Origin of the sequence: Agrilactobacillus composti DSM 18527 = JCM 14202, assembly GCF_001436375.1 — a bacterium.
In the GTDB taxonomy this organism is placed as follows: domain Bacteria; phylum Bacillota; class Bacilli; order Lactobacillales; family Lactobacillaceae; genus Agrilactobacillus; species Agrilactobacillus composti.
Window position 1 is genome coordinate 39283 of sequence record NZ_AZGA01000016.1, and the last position, 23454, is coordinate 62736.

Sequence of the window (23454 nt, forward strand, 5' to 3'; positions counted from 1 at the left end):
GTAATTTAACTATGTTGTTTGGTAAAAAGATGTAATTTATCAATCCGTTGGCAAGCCTCGGTAAATCTTGGCTCATCAATTAACAGACCAACCCGCACGTAACCTTCGCCACCAGCCCCAAAACCAGTCCCGGGTGCTACAGCCACCCCAGCTTCATTTAAGAGTAAGTCCGCAAAGGTTTCACTGGTATAGCCCTGGGGGACAGGCATCCAAGCATAAAAGGAACCGCCTGACGGATAGGGCTGCCAACCAATGGCTTTGGCTGCTGTCCAAAACTCATTGCGCCGCTTTTCATATAAGGCCACCAGTTGCTTCACGGAGCTTTGATCACTCTGGAGTGCGGTAACCCCAGCATCTTGAATCGCCGGGAACACGCTGACAAATAAATGATCCTGGATCAAATTGATGGCTTCAATAATCTCCGCATTCCCGGCCGCAAAAGCAATACGCCAACCAGCCATGTTAAAGGACTTAGACAAGGTGTACATTTCGATACCCACTTCTTTAGCCCCTGGGGTTTGTAAGAAGCTGACAGGTTTTTGACCATCAAAACCGATGGCCCCATACGCAAAATCATGGACGATGCCAATATCTTGCGCTTTGGCAAAGGCCACGGTGTCCTCAAAAAATTGCGGGGTGGCCACAGCCCCCGTGGGATTATTGGGATAATTTAAGTACAAGAACTTTGCAGCGGCAGCTACCTCAGGATCAATCTCCGTATAATCGGGCAAAAAGTTATTAGCTGCCTTCAGGCGAAATAATGCCAGCTTGACTTGGGCCAATGTTACCCCAGATAAATAATCCGGATACCCAGGATCAGGCAATAACAATGTATCCCCAGGGTTCATTAAAGCCAATGGCAATTCCACCAGGCCTGTTTTAGAACCGCCCAAAACAGCAATTTCTTTTTCAGGATCTAAATCAACGTTATATTCCCGCTTGTAAAAGTCAGCTGCGGCTTGCTTAAAATCAGGCATGCCCCGGAATAAGGAGTATTTGTGATTCATTGGATTCGCGGCAGCTTGTTGCAGGCTTTGGACCACAAATTCTGGGGTAGGTTGATCGGGATTACCCTGGCCTAAATTAATCACATCGACGCCTTCTGCAATCTTAGCGTTGACTTTTTGCACTAAATTTGCAAAAAACTGTTTTGGTAACTGCTGTAAAATATTTGATTCTGGAAAATTCAATATGTTGCCTCCTATAATTCATAATTCAATAATCAGGCGTGGGTAAAATGACTGGCGAACTTATCGCCAATCCACTGGATCAATTGCACGATGACGACCAAAATGATAATAACGGCAATTAACACACCTGTTTCATAACGGTTATAACCATACTGAATGGCTAAATTCCCAATGCCACCGGCCCCAATGGTCCCCACCATGGCCGAATAACCCAATAAACTGATCAAGGTCAAGACAAACCCCCGAATAAGGGCAGGTAATGCTTCTGGGAATAAAACTTGTCTAAAAATCAAACCAAACTTGGCGCCCGTGGAGCAGGCAGCTTCCACAATACCCGCGTCCACATCGGTAAAGGCCCCTTCAGCCAAACGGGCATAAAAAGGAATGGCCGCAATGGCCAAGGATACCGTCCCACCCATGGGAGTATAGGGATCCCCAGTCAAAATTTTAGCCAGTGGAATCAAGACAACCATTAAAATTAAGAATGGGAATGAGCGGATGGCGTTAATGATAAAACCAAAGGTATTATTGACCCAGGGCTTTAATGAAAATAGCGGATTGGAGAAATAATACAAAATAATCCCCAATAAGGTACCAAATACCACGCCAATGACACCAGAGATAACCACCATTTCAGTGGTTTCCCACAGGGCCTGGCCTAAATTCTGCTGTAAAATTTGAATTGTTTCACTCATAAGGCCACCTCCGAAACTTGATCAACAGCTTGTTTGAAGGCCGTGATAGCTTGGGTAATATTAGGAGCATCCCCAGTTAAAAACACGGCTAATATGCCAATAGCTTTATTTTGAATGTATTCAATGCGGCCTTGTAAAATATTGACTTCTACGCCAGTCGCTTTAGCAATTTTTGTGATAATTGGATCCAATGAGTCTTCGCCTTGGTACCGCAAAGATAAGAGCTGGCCCGATAATTGTTTGAGTTTAAACAACACTTCATCCGGTAACTTGGTATCTAAGAAGGTGCCCACTAGCCGTTGCCCCATTTGGGACTTGGGGTCAGCGAACAAATCATAAACTGTGGTCTGTTCCACGATACGGCCATCCTCCATCACGGCTACCCGGTTAAATAAACTTTTGGCCACTTCCAATTGATGGGTGATGAACACAATGGTAATGTGTAACCGAGTGTTAATATCTTTTAAAATTGTCACAATTTCTTCAGCTGTTTCCGTATCCAGCGCACTGGTCGCTTCATCACACAATAAGATATCCGGATTGTTGGCCAAAGCCCGGGCAATCCCCACCCGCTGCTTTTGCCCACCAGACAACTGTTCAGGATAGTTGTCCTTGCGATCCGCCAAACCCACCATGCCCAGCAATTCTTCAATGCGTTGTGCTTGCTGGTCTTTTTGATAATTGGCCGCCGTTAAGGCAAAGCCGATATTTTGGGCAATCGTTCGATTGTTGACCAAATTAAAGTTTTGAAAAATAAAACCCATCTTCTGGCGTGCCGCCGCTAGTTGTGGCTTGGAGGCTTTGGTAATATTCACCCCATCCACGGTCACCTCACCAGTCGTGGGTTGTTGCAAGCCATTGATGGTGCGCACCAGAGTTGATTTTCCGGCGCCAGATAACCCGACGATGCCAAAAACTTCACCCTTTTGAATGCTTAAGGAAACGCCACTGACAGCATGAATATCTTTTTGCTTCGCTTTAAAAGTGACCGATACATTTTTAATTTCAATTTGACTCATGGTTAAAACTCCCTACTTCCAGCTGGCTGGTTTTTGGAAATCTTTGAATTTTGATTTAGCGATGGCATCTTTAAAAGCTTTACTCTTCAAGACGCTGGTAACGGCCTTCCCAAATTTAGAGTTCTTGTCTTGGGTGCGAACCACAAAGACTTCCATGTAGTCATTTTTAAGTTTTTCCAGGGCTAAGGCGCTAGATGGCTTGATATTAGCATTCCAAGAATAATTTCCAGGAATCAAGGCAATATCCACGGTGCTGCGAGCTTGTGGTAATTGGGCGGCATCAAGTGTTTTGAATTTTAATTGTTTCGTATTTTGATCCACATCGGCCACGGTGGCTTTAGCCACATTGACATCTTTCTTCAAAGTGATCAATTTATTAGCTGCCAGCAATTGTAAAGAACGGGCCAAGTTTGAAGGGTCATTGGCAATCGCCACAGTGGCCCCGGATTTAAGGGATTTTAGAGATTTTATTTTTTTAGAATAGATACCCATGCCTAAGGTTGGTGTTTGCCCCACAGCAGATAGTTCTAACTTATTAGCGGCTGAAAAAGTTTTAAGGTAGGCGGTGTGTTGGAATAAGTTGGCGTTGATCGAACCAGAATTCAACGCTTTGTTTGGTTGCACATAGTCATTAAATTCTTTGGTCTTTAACGTGAAACCCTTCTTTTTCAACAGTGGGCCTAACACCTCGGTGGTCATATCCCCATAAGGGCCAGGTGCTACCCCAACGGTTTCCGTGGTGGCCGCTTGTGCAGTGGTGCCCTGAGTTGTAAAGATACCTAACGCGATTGTCCCGATAAACGCTGCCGCAATTAAACCTAATTTTTTATTCAACTTCATCTTAAACACTCCCATAAAATTTTTATGTCATCAAATGCTAAAAAAAGCCCCATGTTTTCTATCACAAGATCATAGAAAACATGGGACGAACTTTTTCGTGTTACCACCCAATTTCGTGTCGCAAAGACACCTCAAAGGCACAATATGCCTGGATCATTAACGGGATCGACCGTACTTTGGACTTGCATCCGCCACAATGTGATTTGGAGCTCATCTTCACTTAAGCTTAAACCTATCCTTGCAGCTATTAGATAGTCTCTGAGTGATTAAACTTAACTTACTCTTCTCCGCGACACGAATAATGTGTGTTTGATGACATTCTCAATATTTTCTAATATTAATCTAATGCCGAGAACTTGTCAATCAAAAAAACTCAATTTCAGCCGGCAAAAAATGTTAATTTTATGTTTTAGCCTAAATTCTACTTGCCCAATGGTTATCCCGTGAGATTTAAGACAATCTATTGTACAATTTAGAAGAAATGAAGTTTATCACAAATTGAATAGTTAGGAGGCTTTTATTTTGAAGAACTCAAAAAATATCATCTTAATTGGTGATGGTGCTATCGGTTCTAGTTACGCTTTTAATTGCTTGATGACCGGCGTTGGTAAAAGTATCGGGATCATTGACATCAACATGAAACGGGTTCAAGGTGATGTGGAAGATTTACGAGATGCCTTGCCTTATACCTCGCAGCAAAATATCTATGCGGCTAACTACGCCGATTGTCGTTACGCTGATTTAATTGTGATCACAGCCGGCTTACCGCAAAAACCCGGTCAAACACGTTTGGAATTGATTCAAAAAAATGCTGTCATTATTAAAGATATCTCCAACCAAATCATGGCCAACGATTTTGATGGCATTATTGTCATTGCCAGTAACCCGGTAGATATCTTGACTGAACTCGTTTTTAAGACCACTGGCTTGCCCCGCAACCAAGTCATTGGCTCTGGGACCGCATTAGACAGTGCTCGGCTACGTTCTGAAATCAGCCAACGTTTTAATGTTGATGCCCGCAGCGTCAGTGGTTATATCTTAGGTGAACACGGCGATTCTGAATTCCCAGTTTGGGATTTCACTACCATTGGTGGCCAACCTATCCGTAAATGGATCCCGGAAAATCGCCAAGATGAAGTTCTAGAAGAAATCGCCACCACCGTCAAAGATGCCGCCTACAGTATCATTAGCCAAAAAGGCGCCACTTTTTATGGCATCGCTGCCAGCCTCACTCGTATTACCCAAGCGATTTTAAACGACGATTTAACCCCATTTGCCCTATCCATCCATCTAACAGGTGAGTATGGCTTAAGTGATGTTTCCATTGGCGTACCGGCCATTATTGGGGCCAATGGGCTGGATCGAATCATCGAATTGGACTTGAATGAAGAAGATGCCAAAAAGATGAGCGATTCTGCTAAGTTGTTAAAAAACATGGATATTCAAAATAGCTAAACTACGCTGACTAATTTTTCAATACATCAGCCCCCCAATTAGTGCCGCAGCCTAATTGGGGGGCTTTTTTTACATGGCCAATTTTTGATGACACCACCGCAACACCCTTAAAACTGACTAAGACGTAAAATATTTGAACAAAATAATGTTTTCTGGGCCAATGGTTTCAATCCTGAACCACCTATCAACTTTAATTAATGTTATCTAAGTGGCTTCGTATTTTTTATTAGGGCTCACCAAAATAAGCCACGCCTGTAAAATAAAGGCCAACTTTAAGGCACTGAATTTGTGTGTTATATTTTATCACATATTCAAAAAAGAAAGGTCTTGGTGGTAATGGCAAGTAATCCAATTAATGAAGATGGCACCAAACGCAGTTTACAAAATCGGCACGTGCAAATGATCGCCATTGGCGGCACAATTGGCACTGGTTTGTTCTTAGGGGCAGGTAATTCCATCGCCAAAACCGGCCCATCGATCATTATTGTTTATGCAGTTTTGGGAATGTTCTTCTTTTTGATGATGCGGGCCATTGGTGAAATGCTTTATGCCAGTCCGGAAGAACACACCTTTGTAGCCTTTATCGCCAAATACTTAGGTATGGGGCCAGGTGTATTTGCCGCTTGGACCTACTGGCTGGGCCTCATTTTTGTGGCCATGGCCGAATTGACCGCTATTTCTACTTATGTCCAATATTGGTTCCCCACTTGGAACACTAGCCTCATTCAGATCGTCTTCCTGTTAGTCTTGGGTTCCGTCAATCTAATTGCCGCTAAAATGTTTGGTGAAGCGGAATTTTGGTTCGCCATGATCAAAATCATTGCCATTATTGCCCTGATTGCCGTTGGTTTGATGATGATTTTCACCGGTTTCAAAGATGCTTCCGGAGTCCAAGCCAGCTTCGGCAATATTTTCCATCATTTCCAGATGTTTCCCCACGGTATGAACGCCTTTATTGCCGCCTTTCCCATGGTATTCTTCGCCTTTCAAGGCATCGAATTTGTCAGCATCACCATCGGCGAAACCAAAAATCCCCGGAAGGTCTTGCCCAAGGCTGTTAATCAAACTATCTACCGTATTTTAATTTTTTACATTGGGGCCATGGTCATTATCATGAGCATTAATCCTTGGCAAGAAATTAATCCGGCACAAAGCCCATTTGTTCAAGTCTTCAAATTGGCTGGGCTACCGGCAGCCGCTGCCGTCATTAACTTTGTAGTCTTAACCTCTGCCGCCTCTGCCCTAAACAGTGCCATTTTTTCGGCTGGTCGTCATCTGTACACCTCAGCTATGGAATCAGAAGCCGCCGCTTTAAAACCTTTCCGCCATGTGTCTAAAACCGGGGTTCCCAGCGGTGGTATTTTCTTATCCGTGGCCTTGATGTTCGTTTCCCCAATCATCAGTGCCCTGCCACAAATTACCAGTGCCTTTGAATTTGTGACCTCAGCTTCCAGTGATTTATGTATCTTGGTCTATGCCTTAGCCATATTAGCCCATCGTCAATATAAAAAGTCCCAAGATTTCTTAAGTGATGGCTTCTTGATGCCAGCTTATAAAATTACCAGCCCAGCAACGATCATCTTTTTCGCCGTCATTTTCATCAGTTTATTCTTCAACCCCGGCTCAGTGATTCCGGCTGTTGGCGCCATTATCTGGTGTATCGGCTTTGGGGGTAGCGTTTGGCTACGTTACCGCAAGCCAGCCGAAGTGCCTGCCAAATAATAACTACATTTAAATATTGCCTCACCTTTAAAAGGATATTACTTTCAATTTTATGAAGGCAATATCCTTTTAATTTGCCAATGACGCTCGGCACCGTCTAATAATTCCTGACAATTTGTGTTATGCTAATAATTGTGTCTTTTTATTGCTGACTTATTTACATATTATTTTGCATCGAGGTATTTATATTCATGGATAGTGAAACAAGAAGAAATGGCCCTTGGCGCCGTAATCTAACGGTGCTTTGGTTTTGTACGTTTGTAGCTGGTGTAGCTTTTAGCGAAATCAGTCCTTTTTTATCTTTATATGTTAATTCAATGGGCAACTTCACCAAGTCCCAGGTGACGATCTATAGTGGGCTAGTCTATGGGGCTGATTTTTTAGTCAACGCCTTAGTATCCCCTTTATGGGGGAAACTAGCCGACAAAAAGGGCCGTAAAATCATGCTCTTGCGGGCAGCCTTTGGCATGACTATCACCTTTGGTTTGATGGGTTTAGCGCAAAGTGTTTGGCAGATGATCTTATTGCGGGCCATTCAAGGTATCTTTGCCGGCTATATCCCTAACGCCCAGGCCCTAATTGCCTCCCAAGCCCCGCTGGAAAAAAGCGGTATGGCCTTAAGTACTTTAACCACCGGTTATACCAGTGGCTTCTTGTTAGGTCCCATTATCGGTGGGGCCCTGGCTCAAGTTTTTTCCATCCGCATGACTTTCTTCATCACAGCAGGTTTATTATTCTTAACTTTCTTAATGAGTTGGCTCTTGGTCAAAGAAAAATTTACCCCGGTCAGCGAAACTGGCCCAAATGCCGTCAGTTACAGTTTCAAATCCCTCCCCAATCCTAAACTAATTATCATCTTATTGTTCTCAACGCTGATCGTCATGGCGGGTAACTCATCGATTTCGCCCATCATTAGCCTTTATGTTAAGGAATTAATGCACCATGTCGGTCCAATCACGCTGGTAGCTGGGATCATTGCTGCTTTGCCAGGGATCTCCAATATTATTATGGCCCCGAGACTGGGTCGCTATGGGGATAAGCATGGGTCTGGAAAGGTTTTGCTCTTCGGCTTTACCTTTGCCACCATTGTGTACTTCCCCCAAGGGTTAATTTTAAATATTTTTATTTTAGGTTTTTTGCGCTTAATGGTAGGTATTTCCGACGCAGCTTTATTCCCAGAGATTCAAACCTTACTCACGAAAAACACGCCAGTGAATATGACCTCTTATATTTTTAGTTGGAATCAATCCTTCTCTTCATTAGGCGCCATGTTCGGTTCGTTATTAGGTGGCTTTATCGCTGGGATTTTTGATTACAACGCTGTCTTCATCATGACTGCCTTAATGTTGTTCTTAAATTTACTGCTAATTTGGTTCTTTGCCCCAGAAATTCGGCATCTCAAGCGAGCTTAACATCATCGCAATCACTGTTTAGTCGTTCTTAGAACGGCTATTTTTTTGTCATTGCTCACATAAGTTGAAATTAATGCTTACATCTAGCGTTACGATGAAAGCAATTCACCTATACAAGAAAATGTTTCGCTTTATCTCATTAAATTTTAATGTAAAATAACATTACAGAAAATAAACGGAAAGGTTTTGAGGGGCAATGGCAATGAATACGATCAATAAAGATGGTACCAAACGCACCTTGCACAACCGTCACGTTCAAATGATTGCAATTGGCGGTACGATTGGGACAGGATTATTCTTAGGCGCCGGGAATTCGATTGCGAAAACTGGCCCATCCATCATCATCGTTTACGCTGTCTTAGGTTTATTTTTCTTCTTAATGATGCGGGCCATTGGCGAAATGCTTTATGCCAGTCCTGAGGAGCATACTTTCGTGGCTTTTATTACAAAGTATTTGGGCATTGGTCCCGGGGTATTTGCCGCTTGGAGTTATTGGCTAGGTTTAATCTTCTTGGCCATGGCTGAGCTAACCGCAATTTCCACCTATGTTCAGTACTGGTTTCCCACTTGGAATACCAGTCTGATTCAAATCATTTTTTTGATTATCTTAGGTGCCGTGAACCTGATTGCTGCCAAAATATTTGGGGAAGCCGAATTCTGGTTTGCCATGATCAAAATTATTGCGATTATTGCTTTAATTGCTGTCGGTTTGATGATGATTTTTACTGGCTTTAAAGATACTTCAGGCGTGCAAGCCAGTTTTGGTAATATTTTTCATAAATTCCAAATGTTTCCTAATGGTATCACTTCCTTTATTGCGGCTTTTCCCATGGTATTCTTTGCCTTCCAAGGGATTGAATTTGTGAGTATCACCATTGGCGAAACCGAAAATCCTCGCAAAGTTTTGCCAAAAGCCGTCAATCAAACCATTTACCGGATCCTGATTTTCTACATTGGGGCGATGCTGATCATTATGAGCATCAATCCTTGGCGGGAAATTAATCCGGCCCAAAGTCCATTTGTTCAAGTCTTTAAACTGGCTGGTCTCCCCGCTGCAGCCGCAGTTATTAACTTCGTAGTCCTGACTTCGGCGGCCTCAGCTTTAAACAGTGCGATTTTCTCAGCGGGGCGACATTTATATACCCTATCGATGGAATCAGAAGCTGCCATGATGAAACCATTCCGCCATATCTCTAAAACTGGCGTGCCTAGTGGCGGTATCTTGTTATCCGTAGCTTTAATGTTTATTTCACCCATTATCAGCGCGATTCCTCAAATCACAAGTGCTTTTGAGTTTGTCACTTCTGTATCCAGTGATTTATATATTCTAGTTTATGGTTTGGCTATGTTAGCTCATCGCCAATATAAGAAGTCCCAAGACTTTATGAGTACCGGCTTCTTGATGCCAGCCTATAAAATTACAAGTCCCGCAACAATTGTCTTTTTCGCGGTGATTTTCATTAGTTTATTCTTTAATCCTGGATCTATCGTGCCTGCCATTGGTGCAATCATCTGGTGCATTATCTTCGGCGGGGCAACCTGGTTGCGTTATCGGAAAACCCCAGCAGCTGTCGTTAAAGAAAAATAACCATATAAAAAGCTGGCCCAACATTTTTCGTTGAGCCAGCTTTTTAAATACAAAAGACGTTCACCGAAATGAACGTCTCCCTGCCTTTTGTCCAATGACAAAGGTCTTTTTAAAATCTATAGGTTTGGCACCGACAAGAATCATAACATATTCCTTAGCCAAGCACAAATTATTTATAAATCTCTTTGGCATACCCAAAAGCAGACCATGCTTTGGGCCAGCCGGCGTAAAAAGCCAAGTGGGTAATCAACTCAACCATTTCTGTTTTAGTAACACCATTTTCTTTGGCAATCCGCATGTGATCTTTTAACTGGGGGACACCCTGGGTCAATAAGCTAGCGACCGTAATCAAACTACGATCATGGGCGGGCATTTCCGCTGCTCGAGACCAGACTTCACCAAATAAGACATCATCATTTAGTTCGGCAAACTTTGGCGCGAACTCGCCTAAATTATCGCGACCTGCTGTTTGTTTCTTTACCATATATGCTACCACCTAACCTTGTTTTGTTGGATAAATTGTAAATTCACTGACGTTCACATCTTCTGGCTGATCAATGGCAAAATTCACCACGTTGGCCACAGCATCTGGCCCAATACCGACTTGATCATAAAGTTGAGCCATGCCTTTGAGTGTTGCTTGATCAGAAATTGTGCCCATTACTTCGGTGTTAATAGCCCCTGGATATAATGTCACTGCCCGGATATTAGTGCCTTCGGCAGCACTTTCCATGCGGATGACCTCCATGAGGTTCTTAACGGCAAACTTCGTGGCCCCATAGACGCCTGCACCGGGGTAGTTTTTCAATCCGGCCACAGAGGATGTGGTGATGATTTGGCCGTGTTTTTGGGTCGTAAAATCAGGCATCACGGCGGCAATACCGTTTAAGACACCCTTTAAGTTAATATCGATCATGTCATCCCATTCTTTGGTATGCAAAGCACTAATTGGGGAACTCGGGGCAATACCGGCATTGTTAAATAACACATCAATGCCCCCAAATTCCGTCTTGGCTAAAGCCACCAACGCTTGTAGATCCGCTGCTCGGCGCACATCAGTGGCGCGGTAAGCCACTTGGCCCCCGGCAGCACGAATGCTTGCCGCAATCTCTGCCAAGCGGCTCTCGCGCCGGGCACCTAAAATTACTTTGGCCCCATTTTTTGCCAACAATTTAGCTGTTGCTTCACCAATGCCAGAAGAAGCCCCAGTGATCACAACGACTTTGTTTTGAACTGTCATATCAATCTACTCCTTTACTGTTGCGTCCGTGCCACCTATAAGCTTATGCCTACATTACCGCTCACAGTCCCTGGGAAGTCAAGTGATTTGCCTTTATTCAAACCGTTTTAAGTAAGTTTCAAAACTTTCTGTTTCAGCAATACTGGCATCAAGTTTGCCATCATACCAGTCAATTTTATGATTCAACACTTGCAGATTGGCTTGACGTTCGGCAATCTCAGCCTCACAGTCTTTTTGAGCTTGTGCCAATAACGCCCGTCGAGCTGGAATCGTCGCATCCCCAGCTGCCCGCAGTGCCACGTATTCTTTTAACGCAGTAATTTTCATCCCCGTCCCCTTTAGATGCAAGACAAACCCAATCCACTTAATATCTGCCGTTGTGTAATAACGCATCCCGTTGTGGTCCCGATGAGGTTTAATAATGCCCTCATTTTCATAATAACGTAAGGTGAAGGTGGACAATCCCACTAAGCGGCTGAATTCACTAATTTTATACTTTTTAACACGCGTCATTCAACATCCCCTTCCTTTAATTAAATCAATTCTATCATAAGTCTTATAGTACACTCTAAGTCAAGGATTCCTTTAAAAAATAATAATCGAATTACCGCATATTCTTAGTCTTTTATTACATTTATGAAAATAACCTTGTGAAAGACTGCCTTTGCATTATTGAAAACTTTGCACTACAGTAGATATATGTCCAATATTCATAAAAATTTTCATTCTTTTCAATGATTTAAGGAGGAATACTAATTATGGAAAATCATCATGAATTTAGCCATCGCGCAATTAGTTTACCAACCAAATCAGAGAAAACAGTCGCTTCACCTATTTCTAAATCTAAAAAAGATGCCCATAGGCGCTTGAGATTTATCTCTGTTATCGCAACATTTGGTGGTTTACTTTTTGGTTATGATACAGGGGTAATCAATGGGGCACTGCCCTTTATGAGCAAAGCCAGTGAGTTGAATATGAACCCAGTCACTGAAGGCTTGGTCGCCAGTTCGTTAACGCTAGGAGCCGCCTTTGGGGCTATTTTAACCGGTAGAATCGCTGATAGACGGGGTCGGCGTAAAGTCATCATGAGCCTAGCCGTTATTTTTGTGGCAGCTACGATTGCTTCGGCCCTATCGCCCAATGCCAACTTCTTAATTGGCGCCCGGGCTTTATTAGGCCTAGCAGTTGGTGGGGCTTCGGTAACCGTCCCAACCTTCTTAGCGGAAATCGCCCCACCGGCTTTAAGAGGTAGTTTAGTCGTTCAAAATGATGTGATGATCGTATCCGGCCAACTGTTGGCATTTATCTTCAATGCGATCCTCGGGACCACTTTAGGTGCCGTTGCTGGGATTTGGCGGTGGATGATCGTTTTAGCCACAATTCCAGCCATCATTCTTTGGATCGGAATGAACTTTGTACCCGAATCGCCCCACTGGTTAGTAGAAACCGGTAAAACGCAGCGGGCTTTAAAAGTGTTACGGGAAATCCGGGGTGAAGAACAAGCCCAAGTGGAATTACACAGTTTGGAAAAAACCGTTGCCCATTCCAAATCCATTAAAAATATAACCTTTAAAGATTTACGCAAGCCCTGGGTCACCCGCTTAATCATCATCGGGGTTGGCTTAGGCATCATGCAACAAATCGTTGGGGTCAATGTGATGATGTATTATGGCACAACGATTTTACAAAAGTCTGGCTTCGGTCAAAATGGCAGTTTGATCGCCAATATTTTAAATGGGGTCACCTCCGTCATTGCAACGCTGGTTACCATGCGGCTAATGTACCATCATAAACGCCGGCCCATGTTGTTAACTGGCTTGATTGGGACCATGTTCTCCCTATTGGGTATCACCTTAATTAGTAACTTTTTAGCCGCCAGTCCGTTATTGCCTTACCTCACCATTACCTTCACGGTCATTTACTTAGCCTTCTTCCAAGGGGCAGTTGGTCCCTTGACTTGGACGTTACTGTCCGAAATTTATCCGGAGTCCATTCGGGGGTTAGGCATGGGCTTTGCCACATTCTTCTTATGGATCGCCAATTTCTTTGTCGGCTTCTTATTCCCAATTTCAGTGGCTCAGTTAGGTATGACTGCGACTTTCTTGATCTTTGTGGGCTTAAATATTATTTCATTTATATTTGCTTATAAATTCGCCCCAGAAACCGCGGGGAAATCCCTCGAAACTATTGAATCTGAAAGTAAATTGAAGGGCTAATCACCAACAGATTGCCAGCTTTTAACCTAGGCTAGCAATCTGTTTTGCGTTATCCTATAGATAAGTAACAGATAAGGAGGCCACTATGTTCCCTCATTTAGGTTTAAAAGCTAGTACTGATCCGCAACAAGTCAACGAACGCTTACAATATCACCCAGATGTTTTCGAGTTTTACACTGACCGCCAGGATGTGACCGATTCTGGATTGATTCATCTAACCAAAATGATTCGCCTGGTTCAAGATCAAGGTATCCAGCATATTATCATCCACCATCCCATGCGCTTTGGCAAATATCACAATGAACTTTTTGTGGATGCCACCAAAATGTTGGACCAATACAATTTCTTGATGGCAGGTACTGAACGCTTAATCAAACTTGCCGTACAAGAAAATGTCCAATTGCTGGTCCATGGTGCTTACAACGAGCCTTTGGCCTTTATTCAACAATTTTATCCCGATGTTCAAACGGCCCAAGCTCTAGTCTTTAAACGGCTGGATTACTTCTTTGCTTTAGGAGGTGATCACATTATGTTTGAAAACTCGATTTCTCCAGTTTTTGCCTATGGCGATGCGACCACTGAAGCTTTAGTGATTCAAAAGAAATATCGCTTATGTTTCGATGTCAGCCATGCCTTTATTTACAATCATGGCGATAATGCAAAATTGCAGGCTAGTCTCAAGCGTTTAGCCCCACAAATCGTCCACTATCATCTAGTGGATTCCATGGGTCTAAGCCATGATAGTTTACCCTTAGGTCAAGGTAAAATTGATTGGGCAAAGGTTTATCCCCTCTTAAACCAGCAGGCTACCAATATCTTTGAAATCAATTTAAAAAACCAACTAGATTCAAAAGAAATGCGAGACAGCTACCACTATCTTTTAACCATCCAACAAAATTTAGCGCATTAAAATAAGGTGCCCTGAACAACAGTCGTTGTCCAAGACACCTTATTTAAATATTATTGTTAATCTTGTGGTAATAAGGCTGGTGCTACTAGGCCACCAAATTTATTTTCAGGTAACTTGCCTTCTGGGTCAGGGTTTTTAACCACTAACTCCCGGTTAACGAAACTATAGATACATTCGTCCCCTAATTCACGGCCATAACCAGACATCTTGATCCCACCAAATGGAATTTCTGGCAAGGTGCTTAAGAAGGTGTTGACAAACATCATCCCAGTTTCAATTTTGGCAGCTACTTCAGCGCCATGTTGTGCATCGCCACTATAAACGATCCCACCTAAACCTAAGTGTGAATCATTCGCTAATTCAATAGCAGCTGCTTCATCTTTAACTTTATAAACTTGGGCAACTGGGCCAAACATTTCTTGATAGTAAGCTGGATTATCTTTGGTAATATCTGTCAAAATAGTAGGTTGGAAGAATTGGCCATCTAAATCAACGGGTTCATTACCATAATAAACTTTTGCACCAGCCGCAATGGCTTCGTCAACTTGTTTTTGAAGTTTATTTTTGTTCTTTTCAGTACACATTGGTGCCAATGTTGTTGTTGGATCCATGGGATCCCCCATTTTAACATTTGCAAATTGTTCTGCTAAGTTCTTGATAAAACGATCATAATTCTTTTCAGTAACGATGAAGCGTTTAGATGAAGTACATACTTGCCCACAGTTGTAAAGCCGTGCAGCAGCAGAGACCTTTTCCACTTCATCCATGTTCGCATCATCTAAGACGATAAAGGCATCGTTACCGCCTAATTCCATCGTAGATTTCTTTAAATTCTTACCAGCTTCTGCGGCAACGGCTTTCCCGCCCCGTTCAGAACCAGTCAAACAGACACCTTGAATTCTTGGATCAGCGATAACATCAGCCACTTGATCATAGCTTAGGAATAAGTTCTTAAAGCTACCAACCGGTGCACCGGCTTTTTCAACAGCTGCTTCAAAAGCCAAAGCAGAGCCTGGTGTGTTCGCAGCATGTTTTAAGACCATTGGATTCCCAGCAGCAAAGTAAGGGGCAAAGACCCGCATAATTTGATAATAAGGGAAGTTCCATGGTTCAACAGCCATCAAAACCCCATAAGGCCGATTCAAGATTTGAGCTTGTCCAGATAATGTTTGGACAGACTCTGGTGCCAGTAAGCGTTCTGCATTAGCGGCATAATATTCGGCGATATCCGCGCAAATGGCAACTTCACCTAAAGCTTCATTGTAAAGCTTGCCCATGTCTTCAACGAGCGGTTTTGCTAATTGCTCAGCATCTTTAATAAAAATTTGGCTGAGTTTATGTAAAATTTTTGCTCGTGGAGCGACGGGGTCATCACGCATGGATTTGTATAAGTTATAAGCATTTGCCAAAGTTTGTTCAATTTCATCTGGGGTACTGTTATCGTATTGCTTTACGATCTCGTTAGTATAAGGATTCACTGTTGCATAAGCCATTATAAAACCTCCAAAAAATTGATTATGCCAAAAAACGTTTTTTAAAGCGCTTACCTGACAAATTTATTGTAACAACTACCCCTACTTATAGCAACTATTTTTTTCAAAAAAGTACGTAAATATTGCGGTCTAGACAGTAAGGCATATTTCAACGCGAACTGAAAAACTTGTGGTAGACTATTGGTGAAATATTAATCTAGTTATTAAATGGAGGGTTTATTATGGCAAGTTATCCACGTCGTGATCCTGAAACTGATTCATTGATTACCCCTGAAAATAGTGTCTTGTTAATCATTGATTATCAACCCACCCAAATTAATTCTATCAATTCCATGAATCACGCCCAATTAATTAAAGAAGAAAGTCTAGTTGCCCAATTAGCTAAGGCCTATGATGTCCCCATCGTATTATCGACGGTCAATGTTAAAAGTGGTCGCAACCAAGACACTGTGCCCCAACTCAAGAAAATTTTAGGTGATATCCCATCTTATGATCGCTCTTCTATCAATGCTTGGCAGGATAAAGACTTTGTAGAAGCCGTTAAAGCTACCGGCCGTAAGAAAATCTTGATCACTGCTTTATGGACAGAGGCTTGTCTCACGTTCCCAACGTTAGATGCCTTAAAAGAAGGATATGAGGTTTATCCTATCGTGGATTCCGTTGGTGGCACTTCTCCAGTTGCCCATGAAACAGCCCTACGCCGGGTTGAACAAGCTGGTGCCCAATTAATCAGCTTTGCGCAATTGGCTTGTGAATGGCAGCGCGACTGGAATCGAACTGAGTATGTGCCGGGCTTTGTCCAAGCACTCATTGATGCTGGTATCTTCATTAACTTATCTTAAATATCAAATAGACCTGTCTACACACAAAGTAGGCAGGTCTATTTTTTATAAGTCGCTATTGCGATAAAAACGCCAGATCAACAGGCCAATGGCTAACAAACTCCAAATAATTGTCAAAATCCAGGCAAAAGGTCCATCAGCTAAGGGCAACTTCACGTTCATGCCATAGAATCCCGAGACAATCGGTGGAATCATTAAAACAATAGACCAAATCGTTAAAAAGCGCATGGTTTCATTCAAGCGATTGTTCAACATATTATTGTAGGCATTCTCCACCCGATCCACAATATCCGTGGCAATTTGGGCCATTTGCAAAGCTTGACTGACCTCAACGATGGCATCTCCCAGTCGCGCTTTTTCCTTGGCATTCAAAACCAATACATCTTGTCTAGAATCTGAAGATAATTGCAATTGCCGCAGGGCAATCAAGCTGTTATTGGTGGCTGTTGTAATATAAATTAAACTTTTGCTTAAATTGGTCAACTGTGTGATTTCTTTATCAGTAGGTCGGCCGGATATATCCTCTAAACTAGTGCGAGCATCATCAATGGCATCTATCGCATCAAAATAAGCCGTCACCATCCGCAAAATATAAGCACACAGTAATTCAAATGTGGTATCGATACGGTGGTCTTGAATTTCTTGGGTCAGTTCTGGTATGGCCTGATCCGCATAATGGGCCGGCTTGATGCTAGCCGTGATAAGTTGTTTTTGATTAAATACAAAAGACATGGGTAAGGTTTCATATTGTTTACCAGATAAGGGGTAAATTTCTCGAAATATCAATAACCAAAATCCGGTGATCTCATCATACTCTAAGCGAGCTCGCTCTCTTTTATCGTTCATATAACCAATAAACTTAGCTGGTAATTTAAAATCTTGCGTTAACGCCCCAATCGTCACTGGGTTTAAATCAGCGACTTGTGTCCAAGTTTGCTGATTATCCAAAGTTATGGTTGTAATGCCAGTGGTCACACTTTATCCCGCCTTTTTAAAATGCCAAAAACAACGACTAATATTACCCCAACTAACGCCACAGCAGAACTGGTTAATAATAAGTTATGGTTGGCTGCTTTGACCCAGTTTTGCGCCACTTCTTGCAAATCCCGACCATACGTCGCCACTAAGGACATTTGGTCGTTTAACGCGATGACGCCATAAGCTATCAAGTTCAATACGCCGGTCCACAAAATACCCCAGCCAATATATTGTAGCCCAAATAAGCGGGCCCGGGATAAAATCAACATAATAACTGCTAACAGAATACTTATAATGGCTGTGATGATCGTAGTCAGCTTGGCCGTTTTCTGCAACATCGCCATTTGTTGACTCACTTGTGTAGCTTGCCCCTGCACATTACTATCCAAATACTGCTTCACATTTTGATTCAGGGCATCGATGACACCATCTAAAGAAATACCCAGACTCGTGGGTAGCAAACTATTGATCTTAGTTTTAATGGTACTTTGAATCAGGCTGGTGGGAATTGGATCAGCTTTACCTTGATAAACGTTAATAACGGTTTGATCCACCACGCGATTGACAGTCTCATCATCTAACAGACCTTCAGCGACTTGGTTTGGCACCCCATTTTGTACACCTGTTTGGGTAATGGCGCTACGAATAGTTTGGGCAATGGCCGTTTTATTTTCGGGCTGATCCACAATGTTTTGTGTGAAAGTTTCATTTAAAACTGTCGCACCTAATGTATAACTAATCAAGCACCCACTAAAGGCAATCGCCAAGAGTAAGGTTAAGAAGCGCAGCAACCCCTTATGGTTTTGCGGCGTATTTTGTAAATGTTTTGCTTTTGTGTCCATAAAATACCTTCTTACTTTCTGAATATTACTTTCAGTATAACATTTGAATGAAAACTACGCTGTGATACCAGTTAATTTAAATGGTATAATAAAGTTCCTTGGCAGGGGCATTATTGCGCCTTAGCGCGCAAAAATAGGGCATTGCTCAAATATTGATTTGAGCAATGTCCTATTTCATTTATTCATATAACGCTATTCAATTTAAAATGTTATCATTTGCTTGATGAACCTTAGCAAATCTTCTGACCCAGCGTTTGCATTTCATCACGGCGCCGGTCATCGTCTTTGGCGACAGCGGCTTGATTCAAGGCAGTCACTGTAACACCACCGTCCAATAGGCCACTATCGTCACTTAAGACTAAGCCAGCGTTTTTGTAAGCCAAGCTTAACCCGTTGCCTAAAAAGGTCTTTTCGCCATCTGAGATAAACAATCGATAGCCTGCATTATTAACCAGCGGGGTTTGATAGTCAGCATCGGCCGTCGTGCTCACAACCAACTGAAATTTATTGCCAATGGCACAAGAGCCACCCAATTTTGAAAACTTGCTGGAACCATCATCTGTTGCTAAAAAGATGTAGGCCTCAGCTGGCAATTTATCTTTTAAATAGGCTTGGGCAGTGTCTTTAATATTGATTTGCATCATATTGCCTCCTTTTGACAAAACTGGGATACAACAGTTGTAAACAAATTGTGTACAATCTATCTACAAACTTATTGTATGCCAATCGGCGCTAAGAAGCAAGACCAGCGCTCAATATTTTGCTGGATTAAGCCAATTCCTGTTGTTCAACGGTATCTACTGCTGGGCTTTGGGTGACATTTTGTTGCCGGGTATGTTCTGCTAAATGTACCAAATGGGTCAAAAAGGCATGGGTTTTGGCTTCATAGTGACATGCTTGACCCATTTTAACGATGTAGCCATTGATATAATCAACTTCTGTTGGACGATTATGGGTCATATCTTGATACATGGATGGATAATGTAACGGATTAGCAACTTTACTGACGTAATTGATGGAATCCATCTCTTCTTGCCGAGTATTCAACATGGTCACGTTCATCCGTTCGGCCACATCATAAGCTTCGTCCACTAATTGGCGCGCCAAGTCATCTGCACCTTTATAATCGGCAAATTCACCCATAGTGATCTCAAATAAGGTACATAATGTATTCACAACTGAATTGAAAACAACTTTAGCCATTAAGGTCCCCATGAAGTTGGTCGTTAACGTTGGGTTAAAATGACCCTTGGTTAACTCAGCCACCACGCGCTGGGTCATGTCATCGGGTTTTTCAGTATAATTAGCCAAGTTCATAGTTCCTGCACCAACTTTACCCACAAAGTCCACTTCACCAGGACCATCTAAGATGGTAGCCACTAAAGCCGTACCTGCAATCACGTGCTGCGGCTTGAAGTATTGTAACAATTTATCCACATGCCCCATCCCATTCATACAGGTCAATACATATTGTTGATCATTAAAGAAATGGGCGCAGCGTTTCAACATATCGCTAAGTTGCATTTGCTTTAAAAAGAAGATTAAAACATCCCGGTCTTGCTTGTGGTATTCCTCTGGATAATAAACATTTACGGGTACCAAGTGACGATCTTCATGATCGCGGGTCACATAAACCCCGCCATTGGCCCGCATCGCAGTAACATGGGGTTCCCAAGCATCCACAAAATCCACATCATTACCTGCTGCTTGCAATAATACCCCATAACGTAATCCCATTGCACCGGCACCAACTACTGTAAATTTCATATTCATCAATCTCCCTTTTATATTAAATCTCATTGCAAATAAAAAAGTCCTTTATATAGCCCATCAAAATAGGACTACATAAAGGACGAATCAGCGTGATTACCACCTTTGTTCATCGGTACCTCACGATACCGACCTCTGTAAGTACGAGCGACTCCCGTCGTGAATACCCGGACGTGATAATGGTCGTCTGCCATTGTGATTTACTAAATTCATCACACTACTCGAAGCTGATTTTCATTTTGAGTTAAATAACTTCCTCACACCTCACGAAGCTCGCTTTAAAATAAACTCATAATTACTCTTGCTTTTCACAGTATTTATTAATTGATTTGCAATTCTTGTTGTTTACAATAACCCAAAATATCCCTTGCGTCAACACCTTTGTTAAAAAAAGCACTTTTCTTTTCTCATTTTCAAAAGACAACTGCCGTGACTGCGGCTTTGCTGGGCACCTTAACTTTCCGTGAAATTATTGTTATAGTTAACCTACTCCAAGAAAAAGGTGACGAATCGTGATTAACATTTTATATATTTCAATCTCTGGTAATACCCGCGCTTTTGTGCAGAATCTAGTGGCCTATGGTGAAAAACAGCACGCTGGAAATACTGCTGCACCTTTGATCCAAGCTAAAGAAATCAGTGACGCCTCCCCAGATTTTCAAGAAACAGCTAAATTCTTTTGTTTCGTACCGACTTATCTCGAAGGTGGCAACGGGGTGGACAATGGTACCCAAGAAATCATGACCAATGCCATGCGGGAATATCTGGAATATGGCACCAATGGCCAACTTTGCCTAGGTGTGATCGGTAGTGGCAATAAAAATTTCAACAATCAATATTGTCTCACTGCCAAACAATACGCGGCAGAATTTGGCTTTCCCTTTATTGCTGACTATGAATTACGGGGAACGCCTAGCGATGTGCAGCGAATTTATCAAACCTTGCAAGATCACAGTAAGTAGTTGACTTATAAAAAAATCCCTGCGAGCGCTTCAGCTCGTGGGGATTTTTGAATGCTATTTCAAAGACATTTGTAATAATGTGGCTTGAACCTGTTGTGCCATTTGTTTTTTGGCCGCAGCTTCAATGGTTTTTACCAACTGTTGCTGTTGTTCAGCACTCATATTGGGATCTTTGGCCTTAGCTGCTTGAACTTGTGCAGCAACAGCTTGCTCAACTTTAGCTTTAGCCTGTTTTTGGGTCGTTTTAGCTTGCTTTTGCAAGGTTGCCACTTGATCTGTGCTTAAAACTGCCCAATTTTCAGGAACCTTAAACTCATTGGCTTCTTTGATAAACCGGTCATCACTGTTAGTCCCAGCAAATAACAAACGGTAGAAACTGTTCTTATAGGAATATTGGTAGCGGGTTCGTTCCAAAACAGGATTTTGCACCGTATCACTGCGTGTTAATTGATTCGTTGTGGTGACGTCTGCTTTAGTTGTTTTAGGCTTTTTTTGTTTGGCATTGGTTTTATAAATAGTGATTTTTTCTTTGCCATTGCCTAAACGCTTATACAATAAAACGTTTGTACCTTGAACCGTCGCTGCAGGGGCCAATGGCCGATCATCAACAACAGTGTTTTCAATCATGCCCCAGTGACTAATGTCATTGCCCAAAAACATTACAATTGACCCTAAGCTCACGACCAAAGACAGACAGATCAACATATATTTAGCCACACTACGGGGCATACCGATCATAACGATTGCAAAGGCTAAAATGCCTATTAATAATAGAAAAAGAAGCATTAGTTATGAACCTCCTCAGTTGTGTGTTTGTCTTTCAACAAGAAACTGACCACTAGGCCAACGGCACAAAATAAGACAGCCACTAAGAATGCCGCCCGATAACCACCTAAGACGGCGCTCATGGCATTGTTCTTATATTGCAATGGCAAAGTCTTTAACAAGTGTTTGCCTGGCATGGCATTAGTAGTGGTATTTGAGAGGACACTGATTAAAATCGCAGTTCCCACTGAGCTGGCCACTTGCCGTACCGTATTATTAACAGCCGTGCCATGACTGATTAAATCATAGGACAAAGCGTTCATCCCAGCTGTTGTAGTCGGCATCATGACCATGGAAATCCCAAACATCCGAATGGCATAGAAAATAACAACTTCGACCATCGGTGTATTTTTGGTTAAGAAAATAAAAGGTGCCGTCCCAATGGTCAATAGGGCCATGCCGGCGATCCCTAAACGTTTGGCCCCAAGCCGGTCAAATAATTGTCCCGTAATCGGACTCATGACCCCAATCAGCAAGGCACCAGGTAATAGCGTTAAGCCAGAATGAAAGGCTGTTTCGCCCCGGACCGTTTGGATATATAATGGCAAGACCATTTCAACACCGACCATGGCCATATTGACCACGGAACTCAAAACTGCTGAAACTGTGAAGGTGTGATTTTTAAAAACGCGTAATTCCAAGAAAGGATGTTCCAAATGCAACTGGCGGCGCCCAAATAAGAAGATGAAAATCGCACCGACCACAATAAAGCTCAAAACAATTGGACTACCCCAACCTTTGTCCCCAACTTCAGAGAAGCCATATAATAAGCCCCCGAACCCTAAAGTCGATAATACAACTGAAAGAATATCCAAAGATGGATCAGATGTTTTCAATACTTTTTTCAACGTAAAGAATGAGGCCACAATCACTAAACCGGCAATTGGCAAAATCATGCCAAACAATGTCCGCCAAGTATAGTTGTCAATGACCCACCCTGATAACGTTGGACCGATAGCCGGCGCTAAACCAATAGCTAAACCCGCCATCCCCATGGCGGCACCACGGCGCTCTGGGGGGAAAATCGATAAAGAAATCGTCTGCATTAAAGGCATGGACATCCCCACACCAATTGCTTCGACTAACCGGCCGATCAACAAAATAGAAAATGATGGTGCCACATAACATAGCCAAGTCCCGATAAAAAATACCGAGATAGCAAAGATATAGAGATACTTAGAGTTAAAACGATTGATCAAATAAGCGCTGACTGGAATCATGATCCCATTGACCAATAAAAAACCAGTAGTTAACCATTGAACCGTAGAAGTGGAGATATCGAATGCTTTCATTAAGGTTGGGTATGCGGTTGCCAACAGTGTTTGGGTCAACACTGTGGTAAAAGTCCCAACAATAACAGTGATCAATAACAACATACGATTGTATGGTTTGCCATTGGCGTCGGTTACTTGTGTATTTGCCATGAATTTTGCCCTTCTTTTCAAAAAGTCTGTT

General features: G+C 42.5%; 22 protein-coding genes and 1 other annotated feature. Of the genes, 8 read left to right on the plus strand and 14 right to left on the minus strand.

Features of this window, described 5'->3' with window-relative positions:
- Positions 1-5: 5 nt before the first annotated feature.
- Genes FC83_RS04395 through FC83_RS04410 form a run of 4 tightly spaced genes read right to left on the minus strand, consistent with a single transcriptional unit; the run spans position 6 to position 3744 of the window.
- Positions 6-1190 carry a pyridoxal phosphate-dependent aminotransferase gene (locus tag FC83_RS04395; RefSeq protein WP_035453592.1) on the minus strand — a complete coding sequence of 395 codons (1185 nt, stop codon included), beginning with the start codon at positions 1188-1190 and terminating at the stop codon, positions 6-8.
- A 32-nt stretch (positions 1191-1222) separates the two neighbouring features.
- On the minus strand, positions 1223-1885 hold the full coding sequence (locus tag FC83_RS04400) for a methionine ABC transporter permease (RefSeq protein ID WP_057002443.1): 663 nt from the start codon (positions 1883-1885) through the stop codon (positions 1223-1225).
- On the minus strand, positions 1882-2904 hold the full coding sequence (locus tag FC83_RS04405) for a methionine ABC transporter ATP-binding protein (RefSeq protein ID WP_035453589.1): 1023 nt from the start codon (positions 2902-2904) through the stop codon (positions 1882-1884). Before FC83_RS04405 ends, FC83_RS04400 begins: the two co-directional genes overlap by 4 nt.
- A gap of 12 nt (positions 2905-2916) precedes the next feature.
- Positions 2917-3744, minus strand: a complete 828-nt coding sequence (locus FC83_RS04410; RefSeq protein ID WP_035453588.1) for a MetQ/NlpA family ABC transporter substrate-binding protein — start codon at positions 3742-3744, stop codon at positions 2917-2919.
- A 522-nt stretch (positions 3745-4266) separates the two neighbouring features.
- On the opposite strand from FC83_RS04410, the gene FC83_RS04415 reads away from it, so the two are divergent.
- The 4 genes from FC83_RS04415 (at position 4267) to FC83_RS04430 (ending at position 9921) form a co-directional block, all read left to right on the plus strand.
- Entirely contained in the window at positions 4267-5199 is a 933-nt protein-coding gene (locus FC83_RS04415) for an L-lactate dehydrogenase (RefSeq protein ID WP_035453585.1), read from the plus strand.
- A 336-nt stretch (positions 5200-5535) separates the two neighbouring features.
- Positions 5536-6921, plus strand: a complete 1386-nt coding sequence (locus FC83_RS04420) for an amino acid permease (protein ID WP_035453584.1) — start codon at positions 5536-5538, stop codon at positions 6919-6921.
- Positions 6922-7112: 191 nt separating this feature from the next.
- Entirely contained in the window at positions 7113-8333 is a 1221-nt protein-coding gene (locus FC83_RS04425; protein WP_057002444.1) for an MFS transporter, read from the plus strand.
- Positions 8334-8535: 202 nt separating this feature from the next.
- The gene (locus FC83_RS04430) at positions 8536-9921 is read left to right on the plus strand and encodes an amino acid permease (RefSeq protein ID WP_420805619.1); all 1386 of its coding nucleotides are present in this window, start codon (positions 8536-8538) and stop codon (positions 9919-9921) included.
- A 169-nt stretch (positions 9922-10090) separates the two neighbouring features.
- On the opposite strand, the gene FC83_RS04435 is transcribed toward FC83_RS04430, so the two are convergent.
- From FC83_RS04435 to FC83_RS04445, 3 genes are all read right to left on the minus strand, one after another.
- Entirely contained in the window at positions 10091-10405 is a 315-nt protein-coding gene (locus FC83_RS04435) for a carboxymuconolactone decarboxylase family protein (RefSeq protein WP_035453581.1), read from the minus strand.
- 12 nt (positions 10406-10417) lie between these two features.
- Complete coding sequence (locus tag FC83_RS04440; RefSeq protein ID WP_035453579.1) at positions 10418-11161, minus strand: SDR family oxidoreductase; 744 nt, start codon at positions 11159-11161, stop codon at positions 10418-10420.
- Positions 11162-11254: 93 nt separating this feature from the next.
- Positions 11255-11674: a MerR family transcriptional regulator gene (locus FC83_RS04445; protein ID WP_035453577.1), complete on the minus strand. Its 420-nt coding sequence runs from the start codon at positions 11672-11674 to the stop codon at positions 11255-11257.
- A gap of 320 nt (positions 11675-11994) precedes the next feature.
- Between FC83_RS04445 and FC83_RS04450 the strand changes: the two genes are divergently transcribed.
- A complete protein-coding gene (locus tag FC83_RS04450) occupies positions 11995-13377 on the plus strand; it encodes a sugar porter family MFS transporter (RefSeq protein WP_035453642.1) in 1383 nt (460 codons plus the stop codon).
- An 85-nt stretch (positions 13378-13462) separates the two neighbouring features.
- On the plus strand, positions 13463-14287 hold the full coding sequence (locus FC83_RS04455) for a TIM barrel protein (RefSeq protein WP_057002445.1): 825 nt from the start codon (positions 13463-13465) through the stop codon (positions 14285-14287).
- A gap of 56 nt (positions 14288-14343) precedes the next feature.
- On the opposite strand, the gene FC83_RS04460 is transcribed toward FC83_RS04455, so the two are convergent.
- Entirely contained in the window at positions 14344-15780 is a 1437-nt protein-coding gene (locus FC83_RS04460; protein ID WP_057002446.1) for an NAD-dependent succinate-semialdehyde dehydrogenase, read from the minus strand.
- A 221-nt stretch (positions 15781-16001) separates the two neighbouring features.
- Here FC83_RS04460 and FC83_RS04465 point away from each other — a divergent pair, with 221 nt between their 5' ends.
- Positions 16002-16622 carry a hydrolase gene (locus FC83_RS04465; RefSeq protein ID WP_035453575.1) on the plus strand — a complete coding sequence of 207 codons (621 nt, stop codon included), beginning with the start codon at positions 16002-16004 and terminating at the stop codon, positions 16620-16622.
- Positions 16623-16667: 45 nt separating this feature from the next.
- Here FC83_RS04465 and FC83_RS04470 read toward each other — a convergent pair whose 3' ends face one another.
- From FC83_RS04470 to FC83_RS04485, 4 genes are all read right to left on the minus strand, one after another.
- Positions 16668-17597: a magnesium transporter CorA family protein gene (locus FC83_RS04470; protein ID WP_057002447.1), complete on the minus strand. Its 930-nt coding sequence runs from the start codon at positions 17595-17597 to the stop codon at positions 16668-16670.
- Positions 17594-18442, minus strand: a complete 849-nt coding sequence (locus FC83_RS04475; RefSeq protein ID WP_035453569.1) for a hypothetical protein — start codon at positions 18440-18442, stop codon at positions 17594-17596. The genes FC83_RS04470 and FC83_RS04475 overlap by 4 nt, the downstream gene beginning before the upstream one ends.
- A gap of 230 nt (positions 18443-18672) precedes the next feature.
- Positions 18673-19083, minus strand: a complete 411-nt coding sequence (locus FC83_RS04480; protein ID WP_035453567.1) for an iron-sulfur cluster biosynthesis family protein — start codon at positions 19081-19083, stop codon at positions 18673-18675.
- Positions 19084-19210: 127 nt separating this feature from the next.
- Positions 19211-20209, minus strand: coding sequence for a ketopantoate reductase family protein (locus FC83_RS04485; RefSeq protein ID WP_035453564.1), 999 nt, complete (start codon positions 20207-20209; stop codon positions 19211-19213).
- Positions 20210-20287: 78 nt separating this feature from the next.
- Positions 20288-20533: a binding site (T-box leader), on the minus strand.
- 194 nt (positions 20534-20727) lie between these two features.
- Between FC83_RS04485 and nrdI the strand changes: the two genes are divergently transcribed.
- Positions 20728-21174 carry a class Ib ribonucleoside-diphosphate reductase assembly flavoprotein NrdI gene (gene nrdI, locus FC83_RS04490; protein WP_035453636.1) on the plus strand — a complete coding sequence of 149 codons (447 nt, stop codon included), beginning with the start codon at positions 20728-20730 and terminating at the stop codon, positions 21172-21174.
- Between the two features lie 54 nt (positions 21175-21228).
- Here nrdI and FC83_RS04495 read toward each other — a convergent pair whose 3' ends face one another.
- Both FC83_RS04495 and FC83_RS04500 read right to left on the minus strand, forming a co-directional pair.
- Positions 21229-21960, minus strand: coding sequence for a DUF4811 domain-containing protein (locus FC83_RS04495; protein ID WP_035453560.1), 732 nt, complete (start codon positions 21958-21960; stop codon positions 21229-21231).
- Complete coding sequence (locus FC83_RS04500; protein WP_035453558.1) at positions 21960-23423, minus strand: MDR family MFS transporter; 1464 nt, start codon at positions 23421-23423, stop codon at positions 21960-21962. Before FC83_RS04500 ends, FC83_RS04495 begins: the two co-directional genes overlap by 1 nt.
- Positions 23424-23454: the final 31 nt, after the last annotated feature.

Coding starts and splice junctions, on each gene's coding strand:
- FC83_RS04400 (WP_057002443.1), bottom strand. CDS start 1,885: ATGAGTGAAACAATTCAAATTTTACAGCAGAATTTAGGCCAGGCCCTG.
- FC83_RS04405 (WP_035453589.1), bottom strand. CDS start 2,904: ATGAGTCAAATTGAAATTAAAAATGTATCGGTCACTTTTAAAGCGAAG.
- FC83_RS04410 (WP_035453588.1), bottom strand. CDS start 3,744: ATGAAGTTGAATAAAAAATTAGGTTTAATTGCGGCAGCGTTTATCGGG.
- FC83_RS04420 (WP_035453584.1), top strand. CDS start 5,536: ATGGCAAGTAATCCAATTAATGAAGATGGCACCAAACGCAGTTTACAA.
- FC83_RS04425 (WP_057002444.1), top strand. CDS start 7,113: ATGGATAGTGAAACAAGAAGAAATGGCCCTTGGCGCCGTAATCTAACG.
- FC83_RS04430 (WP_420805619.1), top strand. CDS start 8,536: ATGAATACGATCAATAAAGATGGTACCAAACGCACCTTGCACAACCGT.
- FC83_RS04435 (WP_035453581.1), bottom strand. CDS start 10,405: ATGGTAAAGAAACAAACAGCAGGTCGCGATAATTTAGGCGAGTTCGCG.
- FC83_RS04440 (WP_035453579.1), bottom strand. CDS start 11,161: ATGACAGTTCAAAACAAAGTCGTTGTGATCACTGGGGCTTCTTCTGGC.
- FC83_RS04445 (WP_035453577.1), bottom strand. CDS start 11,674: ATGACGCGTGTTAAAAAGTATAAAATTAGTGAATTCAGCCGCTTAGTG.
- FC83_RS04455 (WP_057002445.1), top strand. CDS start 13,463: ATGTTCCCTCATTTAGGTTTAAAAGCTAGTACTGATCCGCAACAAGTC.
- FC83_RS04460 (WP_057002446.1), bottom strand. CDS start 15,780: ATGGCTTATGCAACAGTGAATCCTTATACTAACGAGATCGTAAAGCAA.
- FC83_RS04465 (WP_035453575.1), top strand. CDS start 16,002: ATGGCAAGTTATCCACGTCGTGATCCTGAAACTGATTCATTGATTACC.
- FC83_RS04475 (WP_035453569.1), bottom strand. CDS start 18,442: ATGGACACAAAAGCAAAACATTTACAAAATACGCCGCAAAACCATAAG.
- FC83_RS04480 (WP_035453567.1), bottom strand. CDS start 19,083: ATGCAAATCAATATTAAAGACACTGCCCAAGCCTATTTAAAAGATAAA.
- FC83_RS04485 (WP_035453564.1), bottom strand. CDS start 20,209: ATGAAATTTACAGTAGTTGGTGCCGGTGCAATGGGATTACGTTATGGG.
- FC83_RS04495 (WP_035453560.1), bottom strand. CDS start 21,960: ATGCTTCTTTTTCTATTATTAATAGGCATTTTAGCCTTTGCAATCGTT.
- FC83_RS04500 (WP_035453558.1), bottom strand. CDS start 23,423: ATGGCAAATACACAAGTAACCGACGCCAATGGCAAACCATACAATCGT.